General features: G+C 72.7%; 13 protein-coding genes. 3 read left to right on the top strand and 10 right to left on the bottom strand.

Translation table 11 applies throughout. The annotated features are described in order from the left end of the window. Positions 1-15: 15 nt before the first annotated feature. Together QF030_RS14955 and QF030_RS14950 are read right to left on the bottom strand one after the other, a co-directional pair. A complete protein-coding gene (locus QF030_RS14955) occupies positions 16-1,176 on the bottom strand; it encodes an FAD-dependent oxidoreductase (RefSeq protein WP_307163170.1) in 1,161 nt (386 codons plus the stop codon). 132 nt (positions 1,177-1,308) lie between these two features. After that, positions 1,309-2,181, bottom strand: a complete 873-nt coding sequence (locus QF030_RS14950) for an LLM class flavin-dependent oxidoreductase (protein WP_307167574.1) — start codon at positions 2,179-2,181, stop codon at positions 1,309-1,311. A 149-nt stretch (positions 2,182-2,330) separates the two neighbouring features. Here QF030_RS14950 and ligA point away from each other — a divergent pair, with 149 nt between their 5' ends. Beyond that, the gene (gene ligA / locus QF030_RS14945; protein ID WP_307163169.1) at positions 2,331-4,457 is read left to right on the top strand and encodes an NAD-dependent DNA ligase LigA; all 2,127 of its coding nucleotides are present in this window, start codon (positions 2,331-2,333) and stop codon (positions 4,455-4,457) included. Positions 4,458-4,622: 165 nt separating this feature from the next. Here ligA and QF030_RS14940 read toward each other — a convergent pair whose 3' ends face one another. Next, complete coding sequence (locus QF030_RS14940; RefSeq protein WP_307163168.1) at positions 4,623-5,690, bottom strand: glycoside hydrolase family 5 protein; 1,068 nt, start codon at positions 5,688-5,690, stop codon at positions 4,623-4,625. 806 nt (positions 5,691-6,496) lie between these two features. Between QF030_RS14940 and QF030_RS14935 the strand changes: the two genes are divergently transcribed. Beyond that, positions 6,497-7,447, top strand: coding sequence for a M28 family metallopeptidase (locus QF030_RS14935; RefSeq protein ID WP_307163167.1), 951 nt, complete (start codon positions 6,497-6,499; stop codon positions 7,445-7,447). Positions 7,448-7,514: 67 nt separating this feature from the next. On the opposite strand, the gene QF030_RS14930 is transcribed toward QF030_RS14935, so the two are convergent. The 7 genes from QF030_RS14930 to QF030_RS14900 are packed head-to-tail and all read right to left on the bottom strand — an operon-like array spanning position 7,515 to position 18,311. Then, positions 7,515-9,962, bottom strand: a complete 2,448-nt coding sequence (locus tag QF030_RS14930; protein ID WP_307163166.1) for an AMP-binding protein — start codon at positions 9,960-9,962, stop codon at positions 7,515-7,517. A 45-nt stretch (positions 9,963-10,007) separates the two neighbouring features. Beyond that, positions 10,008-10,436, bottom strand: coding sequence for a nuclear transport factor 2 family protein (locus tag QF030_RS14925; protein ID WP_307163164.1), 429 nt, complete (start codon positions 10,434-10,436; stop codon positions 10,008-10,010). Positions 10,437-10,485: 49 nt separating this feature from the next. Further along, entirely contained in the window at positions 10,486-11,727 is a 1,242-nt protein-coding gene (locus QF030_RS14920; protein ID WP_307163163.1) for a beta-ketoacyl [acyl carrier protein] synthase domain-containing protein, read from the bottom strand. Between the two features lie 13 nt (positions 11,728-11,740). Beyond that, positions 11,741-12,754 carry a zinc-binding dehydrogenase gene (locus tag QF030_RS14915; RefSeq protein WP_307163162.1) on the bottom strand — a complete coding sequence of 338 codons (1,014 nt, stop codon included), beginning with the start codon at positions 12,752-12,754 and terminating at the stop codon, positions 11,741-11,743. Positions 12,755-12,766: 12 nt separating this feature from the next. Then, positions 12,767-17,014, bottom strand: a complete 4,248-nt coding sequence (locus tag QF030_RS14910; protein ID WP_307163161.1) for a non-ribosomal peptide synthetase — start codon at positions 17,012-17,014, stop codon at positions 12,767-12,769. Then, entirely contained in the window at positions 17,011-17,319 is a 309-nt protein-coding gene (locus tag QF030_RS14905; protein ID WP_079073590.1) for an acyl carrier protein, read from the bottom strand. The genes QF030_RS14910 and QF030_RS14905 overlap by 4 nt, the downstream gene beginning before the upstream one ends. Further along, positions 17,316-18,311 carry a ketopantoate reductase family protein gene (locus QF030_RS14900; protein ID WP_307163160.1) on the bottom strand — a complete coding sequence of 332 codons (996 nt, stop codon included), beginning with the start codon at positions 18,309-18,311 and terminating at the stop codon, positions 17,316-17,318. The genes QF030_RS14905 and QF030_RS14900 overlap by 4 nt, the downstream gene beginning before the upstream one ends. An 829-nt stretch (positions 18,312-19,140) precedes the next feature. Between QF030_RS14900 and QF030_RS14895 the strand changes: the two genes are divergently transcribed. Continuing rightward, positions 19,141-19,395, top strand: coding sequence for an acyl carrier protein (locus QF030_RS14895; RefSeq protein ID WP_307163159.1), 255 nt, complete (start codon positions 19,141-19,143; stop codon positions 19,393-19,395). The last annotated feature ends 19 nt before the right edge of the window (positions 19,396-19,414 follow it).

The raw sequence follows: 19,414 nt of genomic DNA, 5'->3' as shown, positions 1-19,414 counted from the left end.
GCTCCCTCCGTGCCGTCAGCGCAGGGCGGCGGTCCACTCCAGCTGGCGGGTGAGTTCCTCGTCGGGCCGGGCCGGGGGCGCGTTCCCGGGGGCGCGGGGCGGTGGGGTGTGGACGCCGCGGGAGATGTTGCCGCTGACGGTCGTGTTGTGTTCCACGCGCGGACGGCGGAGCGTCTCGTAGTGGGAGAGCGCGGACTCGGTGTCCGGATCGTCGCGCAGGCACTTGGCGAGGATCACCGCGTCCTCCAGGGCCATGGAGGCGCCCTGTCCGGTCGCGGGGGAGGCCGCGTGGGCCGCGTCACCGATGAGGAGGGTCCGGCCGGAGCGCCAGGGCGTGCCGTTGGGCATCTCGGTCGCGTTGGTGACCAGGACCGGGGCCGTGGTGGCCGCGACGATGTCCGCGGCGGGCGTGGGGTCCTTGCGCAGCAGGGGTACGAGCAGGTCACGCCATCGGCTAGGGGTGGCGTGCGCGATCTCGTCGGCGGTCAGCGGGGCGTCGGCGGTGACCCGGGCGAACCAGTACGTCTCCCCGTCCGGTGACGTCGTGTGGCCGAAGGCGGCCGCGCTGCCGCGGATCATCGTGATGCACCCGGCCTCGTCCGCACCGGCCGCCGGCACGTGGGGCGTGTAGCCGTAGAAGACGCGCTGTCCCGCGTATCGGGGCAGTGCGGCGGGGGCGGTGACCCGGCGGACCGTGGAGTTCAGGCCGTCCGCGCCGAGCAGCAGGTCGCCCGTCGCCGTGCTGCCGTCGGTGAAGTGCGCGGTGACGCCTTCCGCGCCGCTCTCGACGGAGGCGAGCCGGGCCCCGTGGACCACACCGATGCCGCGGCGGGCGGCCTCCGCCTGGAGGGCCGCGTTGAGTTCGCCGCGGCGCAGGCACCGGTAGCGCAGCCGCGGATCGCCGGCCTCGCCGAGCGGGGCGCGGGCCACCTCGCTGCCCTCGGCGTCCACCAGACGCATCGTGGTGAGCGGGAAACCGAGCGCGGTGACGGCGGGCGTGGCGTCGAGCTGCGCCAGAGCCCGCAGGCCGTTGCTCGCGAGGGTGAGGAAGGCGCCGATGTCCTCGGCGGAGTCGGGATGCGCCTCGTACACGGCGACCTCCTGGCCCGCCTTGTCCAGCGCCAGAGCCGCCGCCGTGCCGGCGATCCCGCCGCCGATGACCAGTAGGCGCGCCATGCCTCACCCCGCTGTTCCGCTCATGGACGCACGGCCCCGTCGCCGTATGCCACCCGAAGGGGAACGTCCGGGCGGCGGCCCGGAGTTCCGGCCGTGCGCCGCGTGGCCGGTCCGGGCCGCCCGTTCACCCGTTCAGCGGCGGAAGGCCGTCAGCACGGCCTCCAGCTGGCGCAGGGGTTCCGGGCCGACGACGCGCAGGACGACGGTGTCGGCGCCGGAGTCCCTCAGGGCGTGGATGTCGGCGACGGCCTGCGTGGGGGTGCCCGAGACGGTGAACACCTCCTCCTGCGGACGGCCCAGCCAGGCGCCGTGGCCCTCGGTGTGCGGGTGCAGGATCCGCGCGACCTGCTCGGGGTCGTCGCCCACACAGGCGAAGGACAGCACGGTCAGCGTGTGGTCGGGGCCGGCTCCGCCCTTGGCGGTGAGGGCCCGGGTGTTCTCCAGGTCCTGGGGGCCGTGCCCCTCGGCGATCAGGGTGCCGTCCGCGACCCGGCCGGACAGCTCGAGGGAGCGGGGACGGACCACGCCCGCCACCACCGGCGGCACCTGGACCGGCGGATGCACCAGCCGCACGCCGTCCAGACGCACTTCGCGGCCCGCCAGCTCGACCCGCTCACCGCGCAGCAGCGCGCGCACGGAGGTGACCGTCTCCTCCAGGAGAGCCAGCGGCGACCGGGGAGCGACACCGACCGACTCCATCCACTCCCGCACCCCGTGCCCGATCCCGGCCACCAGCCGACCGGGGAACACCCGGGCCAGCGTGGCCAGTTCCATCGCCAGCAGCGCCGGACTGCGCAACGGAGCCGGTGCGATCCCGATGCCCACCCGCAGCCGCTCGGTCGCCCCCAGCGCGACGGCGGCCGCCGACACCCCGCCGTACCAGCCGAGATCCTCGACCACCCACAGGTCGTCCACCCCGAGTGCCTCGGCCCGCCGCGCGAACCCGGGCAACTCCTCGGGAGCCCAGTCGCGGTCGTACATGACACCGACCCGTACGTTCGTCACGTTCGTCATGCCCCGGAACCTATGGCGTGGGCGGCGGTGGATCAACGGCGTATCCGGGCCGGGCGGCCGCGCCCGCAGGCTCGGACCCCCTCGCTCTCGTACCGGGCTCGTCCGGGGCGTTGTCAGTGGTGACAGGCAGGATGTGAGGCATGACGACACCCGATGCAGTGATTGTGGACGCCGTCGCCTACGCGCAGGCGATCGAGGACGCGGTGAAGGCGTCGGCCGCCTACTACGCGGGTGGCACCTCGGTGCTGGACGACGACGCCTACGACCGGCTGGTGCGCGCCATCGCTGCATGGGAGGACGAGCACCCGGAGCAGGTGCTGCCCGACTCGCCCACCGGCAAGGTCGCCGGCGGAGCGGTCGAGGGCGACGTCCCGCACACGAGGGCGATGCTGAGCCTGGACAACGTGTTCTCCGCGGAGGAGTTCACCGCGTGGACCGCCTCGCTCACCCGGCGCGTAGGCCACGATGTCACCCGGTTCAGCGTCGAGCCGAAACTGGACGGCCTGGCGATCGCGGCCCGCTACACCCGCGGCCGTCTGACGCGACTGATCACCCGGGGTGACGGGACGGCCGGGGAGGACGTCTCGCACGCGATCGGCACCGTCGAGGGCCTGCCGGACGAGCTGGCCGAGCCGGTCACCGTCGAGGTGCGCGGCGAAGTCCTCATGACGACCGCCCAGTTCGAGCACGCGAACGAGGTGCGTACCGCGCACGGCGGCGCGCCGTTCGCCAACCCGCGCAACGCGGCGGCGGGCACCCTGCGCGCGAAGGACCGCGCGTACACCGTGCCGATGACCTTCTTCGGCTACGGCCTGCTGCCCCTGGACGACACGGGACCGGCGCTGGCCGAGCTGCTGGAGGAGAGCGCGCACAGCGACCTCATGACCCGGGCCGGCGCCTACGGCGTGAACACCACCGCGACCACCGCCGTGCCCGGCATCACCGTGAGCACCGTGGAGGAGGTCCTGGCCCGGGTGGCCGAGATCGCCGGGCTGCGTGCCTCGCTGCCGTTCGGGATCGACGGGATCGTCGTCAAGGCCGACCTCGCCGCCGACCAGCGGGCCGCCGGGTCGGGCTCACGCGCCCCGCGCTGGGCGACCGCCTACAAACTCCCCGCCGTGGAGAAGATCACCCGGCTGCTGGCGGTGGAGTGGAACGTGGGCCGCACCGGCATCATCGCCCCCCGAGCCGTCCTCGAACCCGTGCGGATCGACGGCTCCACCATCACCTACGCCACCCTCCACAACGCGGCCGACATCACCCGCCGCGACCTGCGCCTCGGCGACCACGTGATGGTCCACCGGGCCGGAGACGTCATCCCCCGGATCGAGGCGCCCGTCGCCCACCTGCGCACCGGCGAGGAACAGCCCATCGTCTTCCCCGAGGCGTGCCCGCGCTGCGGGTCGGGCATCGACACCGGCGAGCAGCGCTGGCGTTGTGTCAACGGCCGCGACTGCCACCTCGTCGCCTCCCTCTCCTACGCCGCCGGACGCGACCAGCTCGACATCGAAGGCCTCGGCCACACCCGGGTCGTCCAACTCGTCGAAGCCGGCCTGGTCACCGACCTCGCCGGTCTGTTCGCCCTCACCCGCGACCAGCTCCTCGGCCTGGAACGGATGGGGGAGACCAGCACCGACAACCTCCTCGCCGCGCTCGCCGCGGCCAAGAACCAGCCGCTGTCCCGCGTCCTGTGCGCCCTCGGCGTCCGCGGCACCGGCCGCTCCATGTCCCGCCGCATCGCACGCCACTTCGCCACCATGGACCTGCTGCGCGCCGCCGACGCCGAAGCGATCCAGCAGGTCGAGGGCATCGGCACCGAGAAGGCCCCGTCCATCGTCGCCGAACTCGCCGCACTGGCCCCGCTCATCGACCGACTCGTCGCCGCCGGGGTGAACATGACCGAGCCCGGCGCCACCCCGCCCGCACCGGCCACGGCGGACGGGACCGACGCGACCGACGACGGGAGCGCGCCGGCCGTCGCCGACGCCGGGCCACTCGCCGGGATGACCGTGGTCGTCACCGGCGCGATGACCGGAGCGCTGGAGAAGCTCAGCCGCAACCAGATGAACGAGCTCATCGAGCGCGCCGGGGGCCGTTCCTCCTCCAGCGTCTCCAAGAAGACCAGCCTGGTCGTCGCCGGCGAGGGCGCCGGATCCAAGCGGACCAAGGCCGAGAGTCTCGGCGTCCGTCTCGCCGCGCCCGACGAGTTCGCCGCTCTCGTCGCCGACTACGTCGACGCGGGCCCCGGAACGGAGCCGTCGGCGTAGCAGGGGAAGCCGTCACCGGGCCGGCCGTCAGGTCGGCCGGCCCGGTGACGGCGATCGGTCGGGTCCGGTCGTGCTCCCCTCGTTGCGTGACGGGCCGGGCGCGGTGGGGGCCGCTGCCGGGGGACCGGTCAGGCGAGGTGGCTCACGTCCGGACGCTCGAGCGCCTCAGCCCGCGACGGGCTTGCCGCGGCCCCACGCCCAGGCGAGGCGATCGGCGCCGGACTGGTTGGTGGTGGCCAGCCAGGGGCGGGCGGTGGTGCCGGTGAGGGTCTGCATCGAGTACGTGTCGTCGGTGCGCAGACCCGGCCAGTACACCGAGCCCATCTTCAGCTCACGGAAGGTGTCGGTGACGGCCTGGACGTAGTTGACGAAGTTGTCGTCCGGCGTCTTCACGTTGTAGTTCAGGCCGGTCGTCATCGGGGCGCCGAACTCGTCCGCGACGGTCCGGTTCGCGCAGTCGCCGATGCGCACCTTCAGGTCCGCCACCCACTGGTCGTAGGTCGCGTAGTCCTTCCAGAACCCGTAGTGGTGCAGCGAGAGGTACGTGCCCTTCAGCCGCGGGTCGGCGCAGACCGTGGTGACGTGGTCGTTGTAGCCGGCACCGCTGACGAACACCCGGTTGCGCGGGACCTTCGAGTACGTCGACAGCCACTTGGCCGCGATGTCGGCCCACTCGGTGTCGGTGTAGCCGTGCGGCTCGTTCATCGGCTCGAAGTAGACGTGCCTGTCGTTCTTGTACGCCTTGACGACGGTGTCCCACATCGGCCAGTACGTGGCCGTGTCGTCGATGAAGCCGTCCTTCTGCGCGCCCGTGCCCTCCCAGTACGAGACGATGACCTTGAAGCCCTGGTCCGAGGCCGCGTCGATGACTCCGCGGTAGGACTTCCAGTAGGCGCCGTTGACCGTGTACGGGTTGATGGGCAGCCGCACGGTGTTGGCGCCGAGGTTCGCGCGGAACGCCGCGATGATCCGGGTCGCCTTCGCGTAGGTCTGCCGGTAGGTGTCCGTGGTCGACAGGCCGGACAGCTGGAGGAGGTCGTCGGCGAAGTTGTCGCGCGGGTCGGCCCAGTTCACGCCCTTGAACTGGGTCGTGTCCGTGGCGGGCGCGGCGCCGGAGGAGGCGGCGGCCGGGCTCCCGGCCAGGGTCGTGCCGGTGACGGCGGCGACGGCGACCGCGACGAGGGCGGCGCGCAGGCGGGGGGTGCGGGAAGCTCTGGTGGGGGTGTTGCGCATGACGTGCCCTTTCAGGAGAGGCGGCTCGGCGCTGGGGGACGCGCGGGCTGGGCGGCGGCCGCCACGCGATGTTTGCGTAAACATCGAAGTCCCGGGGTGGCTGATGTTTACGTAAACATGGCGGCGCCGGAATCGTGGCACCCGGCGATGTGATCGTCAAGGTTTCGGGCGCGTAACATCCGTTGCCCGGGTGACGGGTGGGACCGGACGGGAGGAGTCGAGCGCCGCACCGCGGTGCGGTGAGGTGCCCGGCGGGCGGGTTCCGCGAACTTGTGCGGCGGTCGGATTCCGCGGACGAGTCAGGCGGTCCGGTTCCGCGAAGGACTGCGGCGGTCCGGTCCGGCGGGGCGAGTGCGGCGGTCGGGGCGTGCTGTGCGGTCCGATGGCTTTGCCGGTGTGGTGGTCCGCGGTTCTGCCCGTGTGGTCCCGGGTTCCCGAGATTCCGCCGACGCGGTTCCGGCTTCCCGCGGTTCTGTCGACGTGGTCTCCGCGGTTCCCGAGATTCCGCGGGCGCGGTTCCCGCAGTCCCCGGAGTTCTGCCGACGCGGTCCCCGCGGGTCTGCCGAGCCGATTGTCGACAGTGCGAAATGCGCCAGGAATTCACGCGCTGTTTCGGCGTGGCGTCGTCTGCCGGAAGGTGATTTCCGGTGGGTTTTCAGGTGAGAAAGCCGTTGTGGCCGACCTGGCGGAAAAGGAGCGTCCGGCCGCTTCCGTTTGTGAAGTGTGTTGAATTCTGTTGGCTCAGGCGGGGCCTTCGTGCAAGCATTCTGGAAGATCAATTGCCCGCACCGAGAAAGGAAACAGCTGTGCCTCACAAGCTGTCCCGTCCGGCCGTCGTCGCGGCGTCCACTCTGTCCGTCCTGCTGCTGACGGCGGCCGGTGTGCATGCCGAAGAGCCAGCTCAGGCTGGTGCGGCGCCGGACATCTCCGTCACCAGGGTGATGCGGCACCTGGAGGCGCTCCAGCGGATCTCCGATGCGAACAGCGGAAACCGGGCCCATGGCACCGCCGGTTATCAGGCCTCCGTCGATTATGTGAAGAAAAAGCTGGACGCCGCCGGATTCATCACCTCGCTCCAGGAATTCGAGTTCGGCGGGAAGAAGAGCTGGAATCTGATTGCCGACTGGCCGCGGGGCGGTCGGAGCGGAAACGTCCTCATGGTCGGGGCGCACCTCGACTCGGTGGAGACGAGCCCCGGAATCAACGACAACGGCTCCAGCGTCGCCGCGATCCTGGAGACCGCGCTGACGGTTTCCGCGAAGAACGTCACCCCTTCCCAGCACCTCCGTTTCGGTTTCTGGGGAACGGAGGAGGAGACCTACATCGGCTCCACGCACTACGTGAACACCCTGCCGGCGGCCGAACTGTCGAAGATCACCGCCTATCTGAACTTCGACATGATCGGCTCACCGAACCCCGGGTACTTCGTCTATGACCAGAGCCCGGAGGTCGCCCGGCACTTCGACCGGTACTTCAGCGCCAAGGGCATCCCCACCGAGCCCGCGACCGCCCTCAACGGCCGCAGCGACCACGAGCCGTTCCTGGCCAAGGGGGTCGCGGTGGGCGGGATCTTCACCGGATCCGCCGAGATCAAGACCCCGGAGCAGGCCGCGAAGTGGGGCGGCACCGCCGGTGAGGCCATGGACAAGTGCTACCACCAGGCCTGCGACACCCCCGCCAACATCGACAGGCGGGCCCTGGACGTCAACAGCGACGCCGTCTCCGCAATGGTGTGGAAGCTGGGCGTGCGCGGCTAGGACCGTGCGGCCGCGGGGGGGGCTAATACCCGGCACGTGCCGGGTATTCGCCCCCCCTCGCGGCTTCTCACACCCGTCGGCGGTTCCGGGGGCGGGCGGCCAGGCGGGCCAGCCGCTCCCGGTCGACCTTGCCCGTGGGGCCGACCGGCAGAGCCGGCAGGACCAGCACATGCTCCGGAAGCATGTAACTGGGCAGGCTCCCCGCGAGGTGGCGGCGGACGAACCCGCCGCCCGGGGACGGTTGTGCGCCCCCCACGGCCACGGCCGCCACGATCTGCGGGCCGTCGTCGCCCCGCAGGGTGGTGACCGCGCAGTCCACCACTCCCGGCACCCGGCGCAGGGCGGCCAGCACCTCGCCCAGTTCGATCCGGTAGCCGCGGACCTTGACCTGGTCGTCCCGGCGGCCCCGGAACTCCAGGTTGCCGTCGGCCATCCAGCGGGCCCGGTCGCCCGTGGCGTACATGGACTCGTCCGCCGGACCGGCCACCGTGTCGGCCGTGAACTTCGCGGCCGTCAGCTCCGGATCGCCGACATACCCGTCGGCCACGACCACGCCGGCGATGTGGAGATCACCCTCGACGCCGATCGGACACGGCTTGCGGTCGCCGTCCAGGACGTAGTAGCGGGCGTTCTGGATCGGCTTGCCGTACGGGACGCTCGTCCAGGCCGGGTCGATCTCGCCGACGTCGAAGTGGTTGGACCAGATCGTCGCCTCGGTCGCGCCGCCCAGCGCCACGACGTGAGCCCGCGGGAAGCGGGCCCGGACCCGGCCGGGCAGGGCCAGCGGCACCCAGTCGCCGCTCAGGAAGACCAGGCGCAGGCTCGGCACCCGGCCGCCGGCCGCCGTCCCGGTCGAGCCGTCGGCCGGGACCGTCCGGTCAGGCTCGCCCGTCCGGTCCCGCTCGCCCGGTTCGTCGGCGAAGGACATCACCATGCCGAGCGCGGCCGGCGCCGAGTCCCAGAAGGTGATCGGCTCGCGCAGCATGATGTCCAGCAGCCGCTCGCCGTCGGACAGTTCGGCGGCGGGGACCACGCGCAGACTGGCGCCCGCCGCGAGCACGCCGAGCAGGTCGTAGACGGACAGGTCGAAGGTGAGCGCGGTGACCCACAGCAGACAGTCGTCCGGACCCACCGCGTAGGTCTCGTTCACCCACTGGATGACGTTGACGGCACTGCGGTGGCGCACCGACACGCCCTTCGGCACGCCGGTGGAGCCCGAGGTGAAGATGACGTACGCGGTGTCGTCGGCGCCGGGGCCGGCCGGCAGCGGGAGGGCGCGGGCCTCCTCGACGTCGCTCCAGGCGCTGATCACCGGCGTGTGCGCGACGGCCGCCTCCTGCGGCGCCGGGCGCAGGACGACGTCGTACCGGTCCCGCAGGACGGGCGGCCAGCCGTCACCGTCCCGCCGGTGGATCTCCGCCCGCACCGGCAGGCCGAGTTGGGCGGCCAGGGAACCGAACCACTCGGCGGGCACCCGCAGATGACCGGAGTCGGCGCCCTCGTCCGGCTCGGCGAGATCGGCGAGGACCACCGCCCCGCCCGGCGCCAGCGCGCCCATCGCGTCCCGCAGCACGGACCGCAGGTACTCGAACCCGGGGAAGAACTGGGCCACGCTCGCGAGCAGGACGACGTCCGCGCCCGCCGGGGTCACCACCCGACCGAGGTCGTGGGCCGAGGCCCGCACGAACCGGGCCTCCTCGCCGGCCTCCCGCCCCGCCCGCTCCAGCGCGACGGACGACACGTCGACGCCCGTGTAGCCGGCCACGCGGTCCCGCAGCGCCCCCGCGATCAGACCGGCCCCGCAGCCCACCTCGACGACCCGCGGCCGCCGTACCTCCGGCGTCGCCGACAGCACCAGGTCGCGCACGTGCGCGACATAGGTGTCGATCTGCGCGGCGGAGATCTCGTCGCCGGGGTTCCGGTTGAAGCCCGAGGCCCGGGCGAGGTCCTCGTCCTCGGCGACGGCGTCCCACAGCAGGCCCACCGCCTCCGTGTCCAGCGGGTCCGGGGCCGCGGCCCGCAGATCCGTGCAGACCAGCCGCACGCCGGTGCCCGCGAGCCGCCCGGCCTCCTCCGCACGCCGCGCGAGCGCGTGGCCGGTGACGATCCAGCCGATCCCCGACTGGCGTACGGGCGCCGCGATCCGGGCGGCCGGCCAGCGCGCGTCCAGCGGCACATAGGCGGCGCCGGTGCGCAGCACACCGACGACCGCCAGCACGCTGTCCCACGAGTTCTCGTGCAGGACGCCGACGAACGCGCCCCGGCCCACCCCGTGACCGGCGAGGAAACGGGCGAGCAGGCCCGAGTCGGCCCACAGTTCCCCGTACGTCCTGAACTCCCCCTCGCCGAGGCGGACGGCGGGAGCGTCGGGGGACTCCCGGACGCGCCACTCGATCAGGTCGATCATGCTCACCCGGTCCTCGAACGGGCGCGCCGTGTCGTTCCACTCGGCCGGCGGCGGCTCCCAGGACTCCGTGGGCTGCTCGGCCGGTTGCCCGGCCGGCTGTTCCGTCATCTGCTCTGCCCTCCTTCAGCGGTTCACGGATGCGCGGGCAGGGGGTCAGATCACCCGGCCGTACTTGGGGTTGTCGCGGTGGATGACGCGCTCCCGGATACGCAGTTCGCCGTCCTCGCGCACCATCTGGTCCTCGACGCTGGAGGAGGAGAAGAAGTGGACCTCGTCCTGCGTGTTCGCCTGGGTCACCAGCGAGTAGTAGGTGACGCGCAGGCCGTCGCCCTCGGTCTGCTCGATCAGGAAGTGGTCGAACCAGTGCCGGGTGACCAGCCCCTCGTACATCGGGAGCATGCTCTTCATCTTGGCGCGCATCGCCTCGCGGCCCTCCACCTTCTCGCCGCGGTGGGGGTGGGCGACCGAGCCGTCCTCGGTGAAGGTCGCGGTGAACCGCTCGATGTCCAGGTCGTCCAGGACGCGCATCTGGCGGGCGTAGAAGTTCTTGACCTCGATGTAGAGGTCGGCGGTGACGGACATGCGTGCTCCTCGGTAAGGGGAACGGATACAAGCGGAAACTGACGGGCGCTCAGTGAGCGGGGGCTTCCTCGAGGACGAGGAAGGCGTTGGTGCCGCCCACGCCGGCCGACATCAGGCCGGCCGTGCGCGGGCGGCCGTTCGTGGGCCAGGGGCGGCCTTCGGGGAGGATGCCGAAGCGTTCGCCGCGTCCGGTGAACTCCTCGATGGGAACCTCGGTGTTCGGGGTCGCGGGCAGGAAGCCCCGGTCGATCGCGAGGCACGTCTTGATCAGGGCCGCCATGCCGGCGGCGGTGTCGCAGTGGCCGACGGAGGCCTTCACCGAGCCGACCGCCACCGGCGGCCCGTCGGTGCCGAGGGCCTCGATCAGCGCGGTCGCCTCGATCTGGTCGTTCAGCGGGATGCCGACACCGTGCGTCTCGACGTAGTCGACGTCGGCCCCGGTCAGCCCCGCCGCCTCCAGCGCCCGGCGCACCGCGCGGACCTTGCCGTCGACGCCCGGGATGACGAAACCGGGCTTGGCCCGCCCGTCGTTGGTGACGGCGCCGCCCCGGACGACGGCGTAGACCGGATCGCCGTCGCGCAGGGCGTCGTCCAGTCTGCGCAGCAGGACGGCCCCGGAGCCGTCGCCGGGCACCACCCCGTTGTGGCGGCGGTCGAAGGGGCGCACGATGCCCTCGGTGGAGTAGATGCTGCGCGGGGTCCGCAGGTAGGAGCCGTCCGCGTTCTCCTGGATGGCCACCGCCCCGGCCAGCGCGTAGTCGCAGGCGTGCGCCCGCAGGCTCTGACAGGCGAGCTGCACGGCCACCGTAGAGGTGGCGCACGCCGAGTCCAGCATCAGCGACTCGCCCCACAGGTCCTGGAGATAGGAGAAGTAGGGCCCGGCGAACGTCGGGTCGACGTGCACCACGTCGTCGAAGGCGGCCCGCGGCACATGCTTGGTGCGGGCGCAGCCGGCGTAGACGGCGGTCCGGTCGGCGATCGCCGACAGCCTGACCCCGGCGTCCTCGGCCGCCTGCCACAGCGACTCCTGGAGGATGCCGTGCTGCGGGTCCAGGCCCTCGACGCCGACGAGTGCGTGGTCGTAGGCGTCCCGGTGCGGGGCGATCCCCCACGAGTGGACCCGCAGCCGGTCCTCGCCCAGGTCCTCCACGACCGGGACCGGCTCCCGCCGGAAGCAGTCCCGGCCCGCCACGAGGTTGTCCCAGAACGCCCCGACGTCGGGCGCGTCGGCGAAACGGCCGCCGACACCGATGACGGCGACCGGGGGCGAATGCGCGGTGAGTTCGGACATGCCTGACCTCCCGTCAGCCGAAAGTGAGCGCGATCTTGACGACGTCGTCCTGCCGGTTGTGCGCGAGGTCGAAGGCGTCGGCGATGTTCTTGATGTCGAAGGTGTGGGTGATGTGGTCGTCGACCCGGATCGAGCCGTCCCCGATCAGCTCCAGCGCGGTCCGGAAGGAAGGAAGCCCCGGTTCCAGTTGGGCGCCGCCGACCGCGGTGATCAACTGCGCCTGGCGGACGAAGAGATGGGCGTACGGGATCCGCATGTCGTAGTCCTCGGGCATGCCGAAGAAGCCCAGCCGGCCGTGCTGCCCGACCATCCGCATCGCGTGCTCGCGCGCCCCGTCGGTGCCCGCCGCCTCGACGACCAGGTCGGCGCCCTTGCCGCCGGTCGCCTCCATGACGACCTCCTCGGCGCTCTGCCCGGGCACGTGCACGGTCGCGTCCGCGCCGAGGGAACGGGCCACCGCCAGCCGCCCCGGCTCCAGGTCGACCGCGACGACCTTCTCGAAGCCGCGGTGCTTGAGCAGCTGCTGGAACAGCAGTCCCGCCGAGCCGACGCCGACCACGGCGGCCGTCGACCCCTCCGGCACGGGCTCCGGCCAGAACCGGTTCAGCGCGAAGACGACCGTCCCGAGCTGCTGCGCCATCAGCTGGACGGTCGGCGCCCCGGTGCCCTTCACCGGCAGCAGGAACCGGTCGGCGATCGTCTGGTAGCGGGCGAACGACGCCATGTAGGCGTGGTTGGGCACGGTGAGCACCAGGTCGCCCGGCGAGAAGAGGGCCGACCGGCTCTCGACGACCTCTCCGACGCCCTCGTGCCCCGGGTAGCCGGCCGGGCAGGGATAGGGGTGGTCGCGCATGTCCCGGAAGAAGGGGGACTCGGCGCGCACCCGGTGCACATCGCTGCCGCAGATGGCGGCCACGGTGTTGCGGACGAGGACCTCGCCCTCGGCCGGCTCCCGGAAGGCGACCTCCGCCACCTCCAGGCGCCCGGGTTCGACGAGAACGGCGGCTTCGCCACGTACGTGCGACATGCGGACCTTCCTTCAGGAATCTGTGGGGAGCGGGGACGCGGAGAACGCCCACGACAGGGGGTGGCCGGGCAGGCGCAGCCGGCGGGCCGGGCCGGGCGGTGTCAGCCGCACCTCGGCGCCCTGGCACCACAGGGCCGCGAGGGCCGTGAGCAGGGCCCGCTCGTCGGGGTCGACGGCCGCGATGTCGAGGACGGCCACCTCGCCGAGCCGGTCACCGGCCGCCCGGAGCAGCTTGGCCGGCTCGGCCTCGGCCGACAGGTGCTGTTCCTGCGGGGCGGGCCCGTCGGGGAGGAGCGGACCCAGCGCCGTGGACCACAGCAGGCGGGGACGGCGGGGTACCGGGACGCGCGCGGCGGCCCCGTCGGCCGCCAGCCGTACACCCTCCTCGGCCGTGAGCGCGCCGCTCACCACCGCGGCCGCGAACCGTCCCGTCCCCACGCCGTACACCGCCGCCGGGGTCACGCCCCGTTCGGCGAACCGGTCGGCCAGACGCAGTTGGCGGGTGAGCGGTCCGGCGGCCCGGTCGGCGCCGTCCGGCGGGCCGTCCGCGAAGGCGAACACCACGGCCGGGGGCGAACCGGGGACGGCGGGCGTCGCGGTGTGCGGGGCGCGCAGGGCGCGTACCGCCTCGGCCGGGTCGGACGCCACGACGGCGCACCGGTGCCCGAAGTGCCGACGGCCCACGTCCAGCGTGTGGGCCACGTCCGCCAGCGCCAGGTCCGGGTTCGCCTCCAGATGGGCGGCCAGCCGCTCGCGGGCGACGGCCAGGGCGTCGGCGGTGGCGGCGGACAGGGCGACGATCCGGGGACCGGGGGGCGACACCGGCGCCGGGACGGTTTTGCCCGACGGCGCGCGATCGAGGGGCCTTCGGGGCACGACGCTGGCCGGGGCCGCCGTTCCGCCCCCGGGGCGGTGGGCCGTGGCGATCAGGCGGGCCTGCTCGTGGACCGTGACGTGGCGCAGCAGGTCGATGACCGGGACGTCGGCGCCGGTCGTCAGCCGCAGGTGCTCCCGCAGCTTCACCAGCAGCAGCGAATGGCCGCCGGCGTCGAAGAAGTTGCGGTCCGACCCGAATCCGTCGTGCTCCAGCACCGCCCGCCAGGCGGCCCGCACGCCATCCGTCACGGAAGCCACGGAAGTCCCGGAGGCCTCGGAGGCTGGGGTCACGGAGGTCACGGAGGTCACGGAAGGGGGTGCCGGTGCGAGGGCCGAGGCGGGGACCGGAGCGGGGTCGGGCCCAGCGGCCCGGGAGGTCCGCTCCGGATCCGGCAGCCGACGCCGGTCGATCTTGCCGGTCGGGGTGAGCGGAAGTTCCCCGACCAGCAGCAGGTGGCTGGGTACGGCGAAGGCGGGCAGCCGCAGCCGGGCGTGCCGGCCGATCTCGTCGGCGTCCGTGCCGGGCGCGGCCACCGCGTAGGCGACGATCTCCTTCTCGTCACGACGGTTGACGCGTGTCGTGACGAAGACCGACTCGACGGCCGGGTGCGCGTCCAAGACCGCTTCCACCTCGCCGAGTTCGACGCGCTGGCTGCGGATCTTCACCTGGTTGTCCTTGCGGCCGATGAACTCCAGCAGGCCGTCCGGGCGCCAGCGCACCCGGTCACCGGTCCGGTAGAGCCGGGTCGTGCCGTCGGTGACGAAACGGTCCGCCGTCATCCCGGGCGCGTTCAGATAGCCGTCGGCCAACCCCGCCCCGCCGAGCAGGAGTTCACCCGGGACACCGCGCGGGACCGGGCGGATGCCGCCCTCCTGCACCACCCGCACCTCGGTGCCGGGCACCGGTCGGCCGATCGGGACCGTCCTGGCGTTCGGCGCGAGGTCGGTGATCGGGTACCAGGTCGAGGTGAAGGAGTTCTCGGTGGGACCGTAGCTGTGCAGCAGGACGCCCGGCCGGGACCAGCGCAGGGCACGGCGCATGTGCCGTACGGAGATCAGCTCGCCGCCGAAGTACACCCGCCGCAGCGACTGGAGCAGGTCCGGGGCGTCCTCGATGATCCGGTTGAGCAGCGGTGTCGTCACGAGCAGCGTGCTCACCCCGCGCTCGCGGACCACCGTGCGCATCTCGCGGGGGCTGAGCACCAGGTGCTTGTCGAGGACGACCAGCTGCGCGCCGTGCGTGAGGGCGCCCCAGATCTCGTAGCTGGCGCCGTCGAAGTTGAGCGGGCACAGCTGCGCGACGACGTCCGTCTCGTCCAGCGGGAGGAAGTCGGGGCGTACGAAGAGCCGGGCCAGCCCGCGGTGCGGCAGGACGACCCCCTTGGGCCGCCCGGTGGTGCCGGAGGTGTAGAGGACGCAGAGGGTCGCTGTGTCGTCGTACGCGACCTCGGGGGCGGACCGGCCGCGGGCCCGTTCGAGCGCCTCGCCGACCGGTACGGCGGTGCCCTCCGGCACGTCGAGGGACTGTCCGCAGTCCGGGTCGACGACGAGGACCGCGGGACGGGCGTCGTCCACGATCAGCTGGAGCTGGGCCTGTGGATAGGCGGGGTCCAGGGGGAGGTAGGCGGCGCCGGCCAGGGCGGACGCCAGCCAGAACACCGGCGTCTCGACGCCGGGGGCGAGGAGCAGCGCCACGGTGTCGCCGGGCCCGACACCCCGGTCGCGCAGCCAGCCGGCCACCTCACCCGCGCGCGCGGCGAGTTCGCCGTAGCCGAGGGTGCGCTGCCCATGGCGTACGGCGACGGCGTCCGGGCGGGCGGCGGCGTGCCGCAGGACCAGCCCGGGGATGCTCGGCGCCGGTGACGCGACGGGCGCGCCGTGCGCGGCGACCTCGGACAGGCCCGGGTCGCAGGCGGCGAGGAGGTCTCCGCAGGTGCTGTCCGGGGCGGCCACGGCGCGGGCCAGCAGTTCGCGCAGCTCCTCGGCGAACAGTTGCGCGGTGGCGGGAAGGTAGCGGGCGGTGTCGTAGTAGACGCACAGCCGGGTGCCGGCCGCGCCCTCCAGGACGTTGAGGGAGAACTCGTACTTCGTCGTCTCGTCCGGGTGGTCGAAGCGGCGGACGGTCACCTCGCCGGCCTGCCACGCGTCCTCGTAGGCGGGGGTGTACATGAACACCGTCCGCTCGACGCCCGGACCGTTCGCCCGCGCGCTGCGGATCGCCCGCAGCCGCCGCACGGGCAGGTGGGCGTGTTCCATCGCGTCGAGCATCTGCTCGCGCAGCCGGGCCGCCACCTCCAGGAAGCGGTCGTCGGGGGACGTCCGGTCGCGCAGCGGCAGCGCACGGCTGAACAGGTCGACGCGCTCGGCGTCGGCGTACCGGCGGCCGGCGAAGACCATGCCGAAGGTGCCCTCCGACTCTCCGGCCCACGCGTGCAGCAGCACGGACCAGGCGGCGAGCAGCACGACGGCGGGGGAGCCGCGTTCGGCGGCGGCCAGCGCCTGGACGCCCGCGTGCACCTCGGCGGGCAGGAGCACCTCCACCCGGCCGGAGGGACCGGGGAAACCGTCCTCCGGCACCAGGTCGTGCGGCGGCGCGAGGGAGGCGGGGGCGTCGCGCAGGACGGAGGTCCAGTACTCCTCGGCCTCGGCCTCCGCCTCGGCGTCCGCGTCGGCATCGCCGTCGGCGTCGGCCTCAACGCCGGCGTCGGCGTCGCGACCGACCGGCGCGGGCGTCTCGGCCCCGGCAACGGCCCGGGGGGAGAGGGCGGCGGCACCACCGTCGGCACCGGCACCGGTACCCGTACCGGCACGTGGACCGGTCTCGGCAACGATGTCGGCAGTGGCGTCGGCACTGGTGCCGGCAGTGGCGTCGGCCCCGGCGTCGGGCGACCTGCGCGGGGCAGGGCCCGGGGCGCCCGCTGTGCGGGAGCGGTACGCCGTCACCAGGTCCTCGGCGAGGATCCGGCTGGACCAGCCGTCGGAGACGATGTGGTGCATCGTGACGGCGAGCAGTGCGCCGCCCTCCCCGGTCAAAAGCGTCGCCCGCACCAGCGGCGCGGTGGCCAGGTCGAAGGGCGCGCGGCCGGCGACGACCGCACGGGCGAGGGCCTGCGCGCGGTCGTAGCGGCCGGGGAGGCGGTCGGTGACGAAGGCCATCGGCGGGTCGGCCTCCGTGCTGCGCCACAGCTCGCCGCCCTCGGTGGCGAAGGCACACCGCAGAGCCGGATGGGCGGTCAGCACATCGGTCAGCGCGGCACGCAGCGCCGGTACGTCGACGGTCGGGGTGAATTCCAGGTCGACGGTGACGTTGTAGCGGTCGGACTCCGGCTCGCGTTGGCAGGCGAGCCAGACGTCCAACTGCTCGGAGGAAGCCGGCTCTCTCACTGCGGGACCGCCAGGTGCTCGCCGGCGGCGCCCGTACGCAGGGTGCGCACCAGATTGGCCACCGTGCGCACCGAGTGGAAGTGGAGCGGGGTGAACTCGGCGTCCGTGATGGCCACGCCGAAACGCTGCTCGCACTGGGCACGCAGCTCCACGAAGCCGAGGGAGTCCAGGCCCAGTACGTCCTGGAGGCCGTCGTCGTCCCCGATGCGTTCGGTGGGCACGTCAAGGAAGAGGTCCTCGACGAGGATCTCCTTGAGGGTCGCCTCCAGCGTTTCGTCCAGTGTCTCGCCCGAACCGACTGTCATGACGTTTCTCCCTTGCGGTAGGTGGATCGGTGCGGCGCGGGAACCTCCGCCTGCCGCTCCCGCTCGGCGGCCCTGCGCGCCAGTTCGGCCAGCGCGGGCACGGCCACGTGATGGTCGCGGGCGCGGCGCAGCACCGGCTCGGTGAGCGCGGCGAGTTCGGTCGGCCGGACCCCGGCGGTGACGTCCCGGTGCAGGGAGGTGTCGGTCCGGCCGGGCAGGGTGTCCAGGGTGTGCAGCAGGTTGCGGTCGTCGACGGCGACGGTGTCCGCCGCGGCGACGGCACAGGCTTCCCGGGCGGCGTCGCGCAGCAGGGCGGACAGCTCGGGCCGGCGGCGGACGATGCCCAGGGGGCCGTCGGCCGCGGTGGTGGCCAGCGCCAACGGCAGCAGGAGGACCAGCTTGCGCCAGAGGACGCTCGCCGCGTCGCGCTCCGGGGTGCAGCCGAGACCCGCGTCGGCGAGGAGCTCGGCGAGCCGGCCGAGACGTCTGCCCCCGGCCCCGGGCTGCGCATCGGCCCCGTGACCCGCATCGGCCCCGGCGCCCGCGCCTGTCTCCGTGGTCGCGAGGCTGACCTCGGCGTACAGCGAGTTCCAGATCACCCGGCCGGGTGCGGTGCGTTCCGCCTCGATCAGGATCGAGCCGACGAGCTGGCGGGGCCCGAACCTGGCCCGCAGCGTTCGCGGATGGTCGAGTCCGTTGAGCAGGGGGACGACCGAGTCCGGGGTCAGCCGTGGGGCGACCCGGGCCATCGCGGCGTCCAGCGCGGGCGCCTTCACCGTCACCCACAGGACGTCGACCGGCTCCTGGAGCCGCTCCACCGCCCGTGCCCGCACGGCGAGGTCGCCGTGCAGCTTGCTGTGCACGTCGATCACGCCGCGGTAGCGGGCTCGTGAGGACTCCCGCATCACCAGCACGACCTCGTGGCCCGCGCGGGCCAGCGCCGCTCCGAGGGCGAGCCCGACTCCCCCGGCGCCCAGAATCGCATGCCTCAACGCGTTTCCCTGCTGCATCTCGTGACGAATTGCCGGTGCCCGCACAGCGGTGCGCGCACAGGTGCGCGCTGTGTGGCGGGCAGCGGAGGACGACATCATGTGAATGATGGAAAAAAGGCCGGCCAAGGCCTTGGAGAGATCGGGCGGCCACGGGTCAGGCGGCCGCCGATCCAAGGATCATCGGAGTTCGAAAAGGACTCTGACGGAATAGGGAACCGGTTGGTCGGCCGGTTCATTCTCCCCCGTTACGGCGTACATCATTCCCCCTGTCACGCCGGTTGGTGTCGACCTCGGACGCAACCCTTGAAATACTGCGTTCACAATCGACTCGTCCGACCGTAGAGGTGCCAAGTTTCGGCCGTCAACCCGCTTTTCGGCCAACCGGATGGCCGATGCATGGGAATGCCGGGGCGGGTTCACACCCAGAGTCGAAGCGTTGGCCAGGGGTGACCTGGGGGTGGCTGGCCGACATTCGACCCTTGACTGGCTCGATGGCCGCTGCCTACTCTCCGATATCGGCAATCTGCCGCCATGGTGAGCAATCACCTCAGGGACCGAACCGGTCTGACCCACCGGTGGAGCGTCCGTTTCTACGGGGGAAAACAATTGAAGCTTCATCTAGCCACGCCCATGGGCGGGGCCGTCCTACGGCTGCGCCGAATTCGGCGCGCTCGACCCTGATCCGTCATGACACGGGGGAATTCTTTTGAGCGACGACGGCGTGAAAACACGTCCGGATGTTTATGCCGGACCATCGTCCGGGCTGCCTTCCGCACCAGCTTCGGGGCCGGCTTCCGCCCCAGTTTCCGGGCCGGCTTCCGGGCTGCCCGTGACGACACCCGAGCAGGCCATGGAAGACCAGGTCAGAGCCGCGTGGGTCGAGGTGCTCGGGCATGACGACTTCGATGACGACACCCCCTTTCTCGAGGCGGGCGGTCACTCCCTGAAAGCCACGCAGGTGCTCGTCCGGCTCCGCCGGCGGCTCGGTGTCCGGCTGCCCAACCGGCTGTTCTTCGACCACCCCACCGTGCGCGAACTGGCGGTGGCGGTGGCCCGTATCGCCGCCACCTCGCCCCGCGTGTAACCGGTCCCCGTCGATTCGA

Source organism: Streptomyces rishiriensis (assembly GCF_030815485.1).
Taxonomy (GTDB): Bacteria; Actinomycetota; Actinomycetes; order Streptomycetales; family Streptomycetaceae; genus Streptomyces; species Streptomyces rishiriensis_A.
The sequence above is the reverse complement of the archived record's forward strand: the minus strand, read 5'-3'. Positions and strand labels throughout refer to the sequence as shown.

Excerpts from the sequence above, each read along its gene's own strand:
- ligA (WP_307163169.1), top strand. The coding sequence starts at position 2,331 with ATGACGACACCCGATGCAGTGATTGTGGACGCCGTCGCCTACGCGCAG.
- QF030_RS14915 (WP_307163162.1), bottom strand. The coding sequence starts at position 12,754 with ATGTCGCACGTACGTGGCGAAGCCGCCGTTCTCGTCGAACCCGGGCGC.
- QF030_RS14955 (WP_307163170.1), bottom strand. The coding sequence starts at position 1,176 with ATGGCGCGCCTACTGGTCATCGGCGGCGGGATCGCCGGCACGGCGGCG.
- QF030_RS14925 (WP_307163164.1), bottom strand. The coding sequence starts at position 10,436 with ATGTCCGTCACCGCCGACCTCTACATCGAGGTCAAGAACTTCTACGCC.
- QF030_RS14905 (WP_079073590.1), bottom strand. The coding sequence starts at position 17,319 with ATGACAGTCGGTTCGGGCGAGACACTGGACGAAACGCTGGAGGCGACC.
- QF030_RS14930 (WP_307163166.1), bottom strand. The coding sequence starts at position 9,962 with ATGACGGAACAGCCGGCCGGGCAACCGGCCGAGCAGCCCACGGAGTCC.
- QF030_RS14920 (WP_307163163.1), bottom strand. The coding sequence starts at position 11,727 with ATGTCCGAACTCACCGCGCATTCGCCCCCGGTCGCCGTCATCGGTGTC.
- QF030_RS14940 (WP_307163168.1), bottom strand. The coding sequence starts at position 5,690 with ATGCGCAACACCCCCACCAGAGCTTCCCGCACCCCCCGCCTGCGCGCC.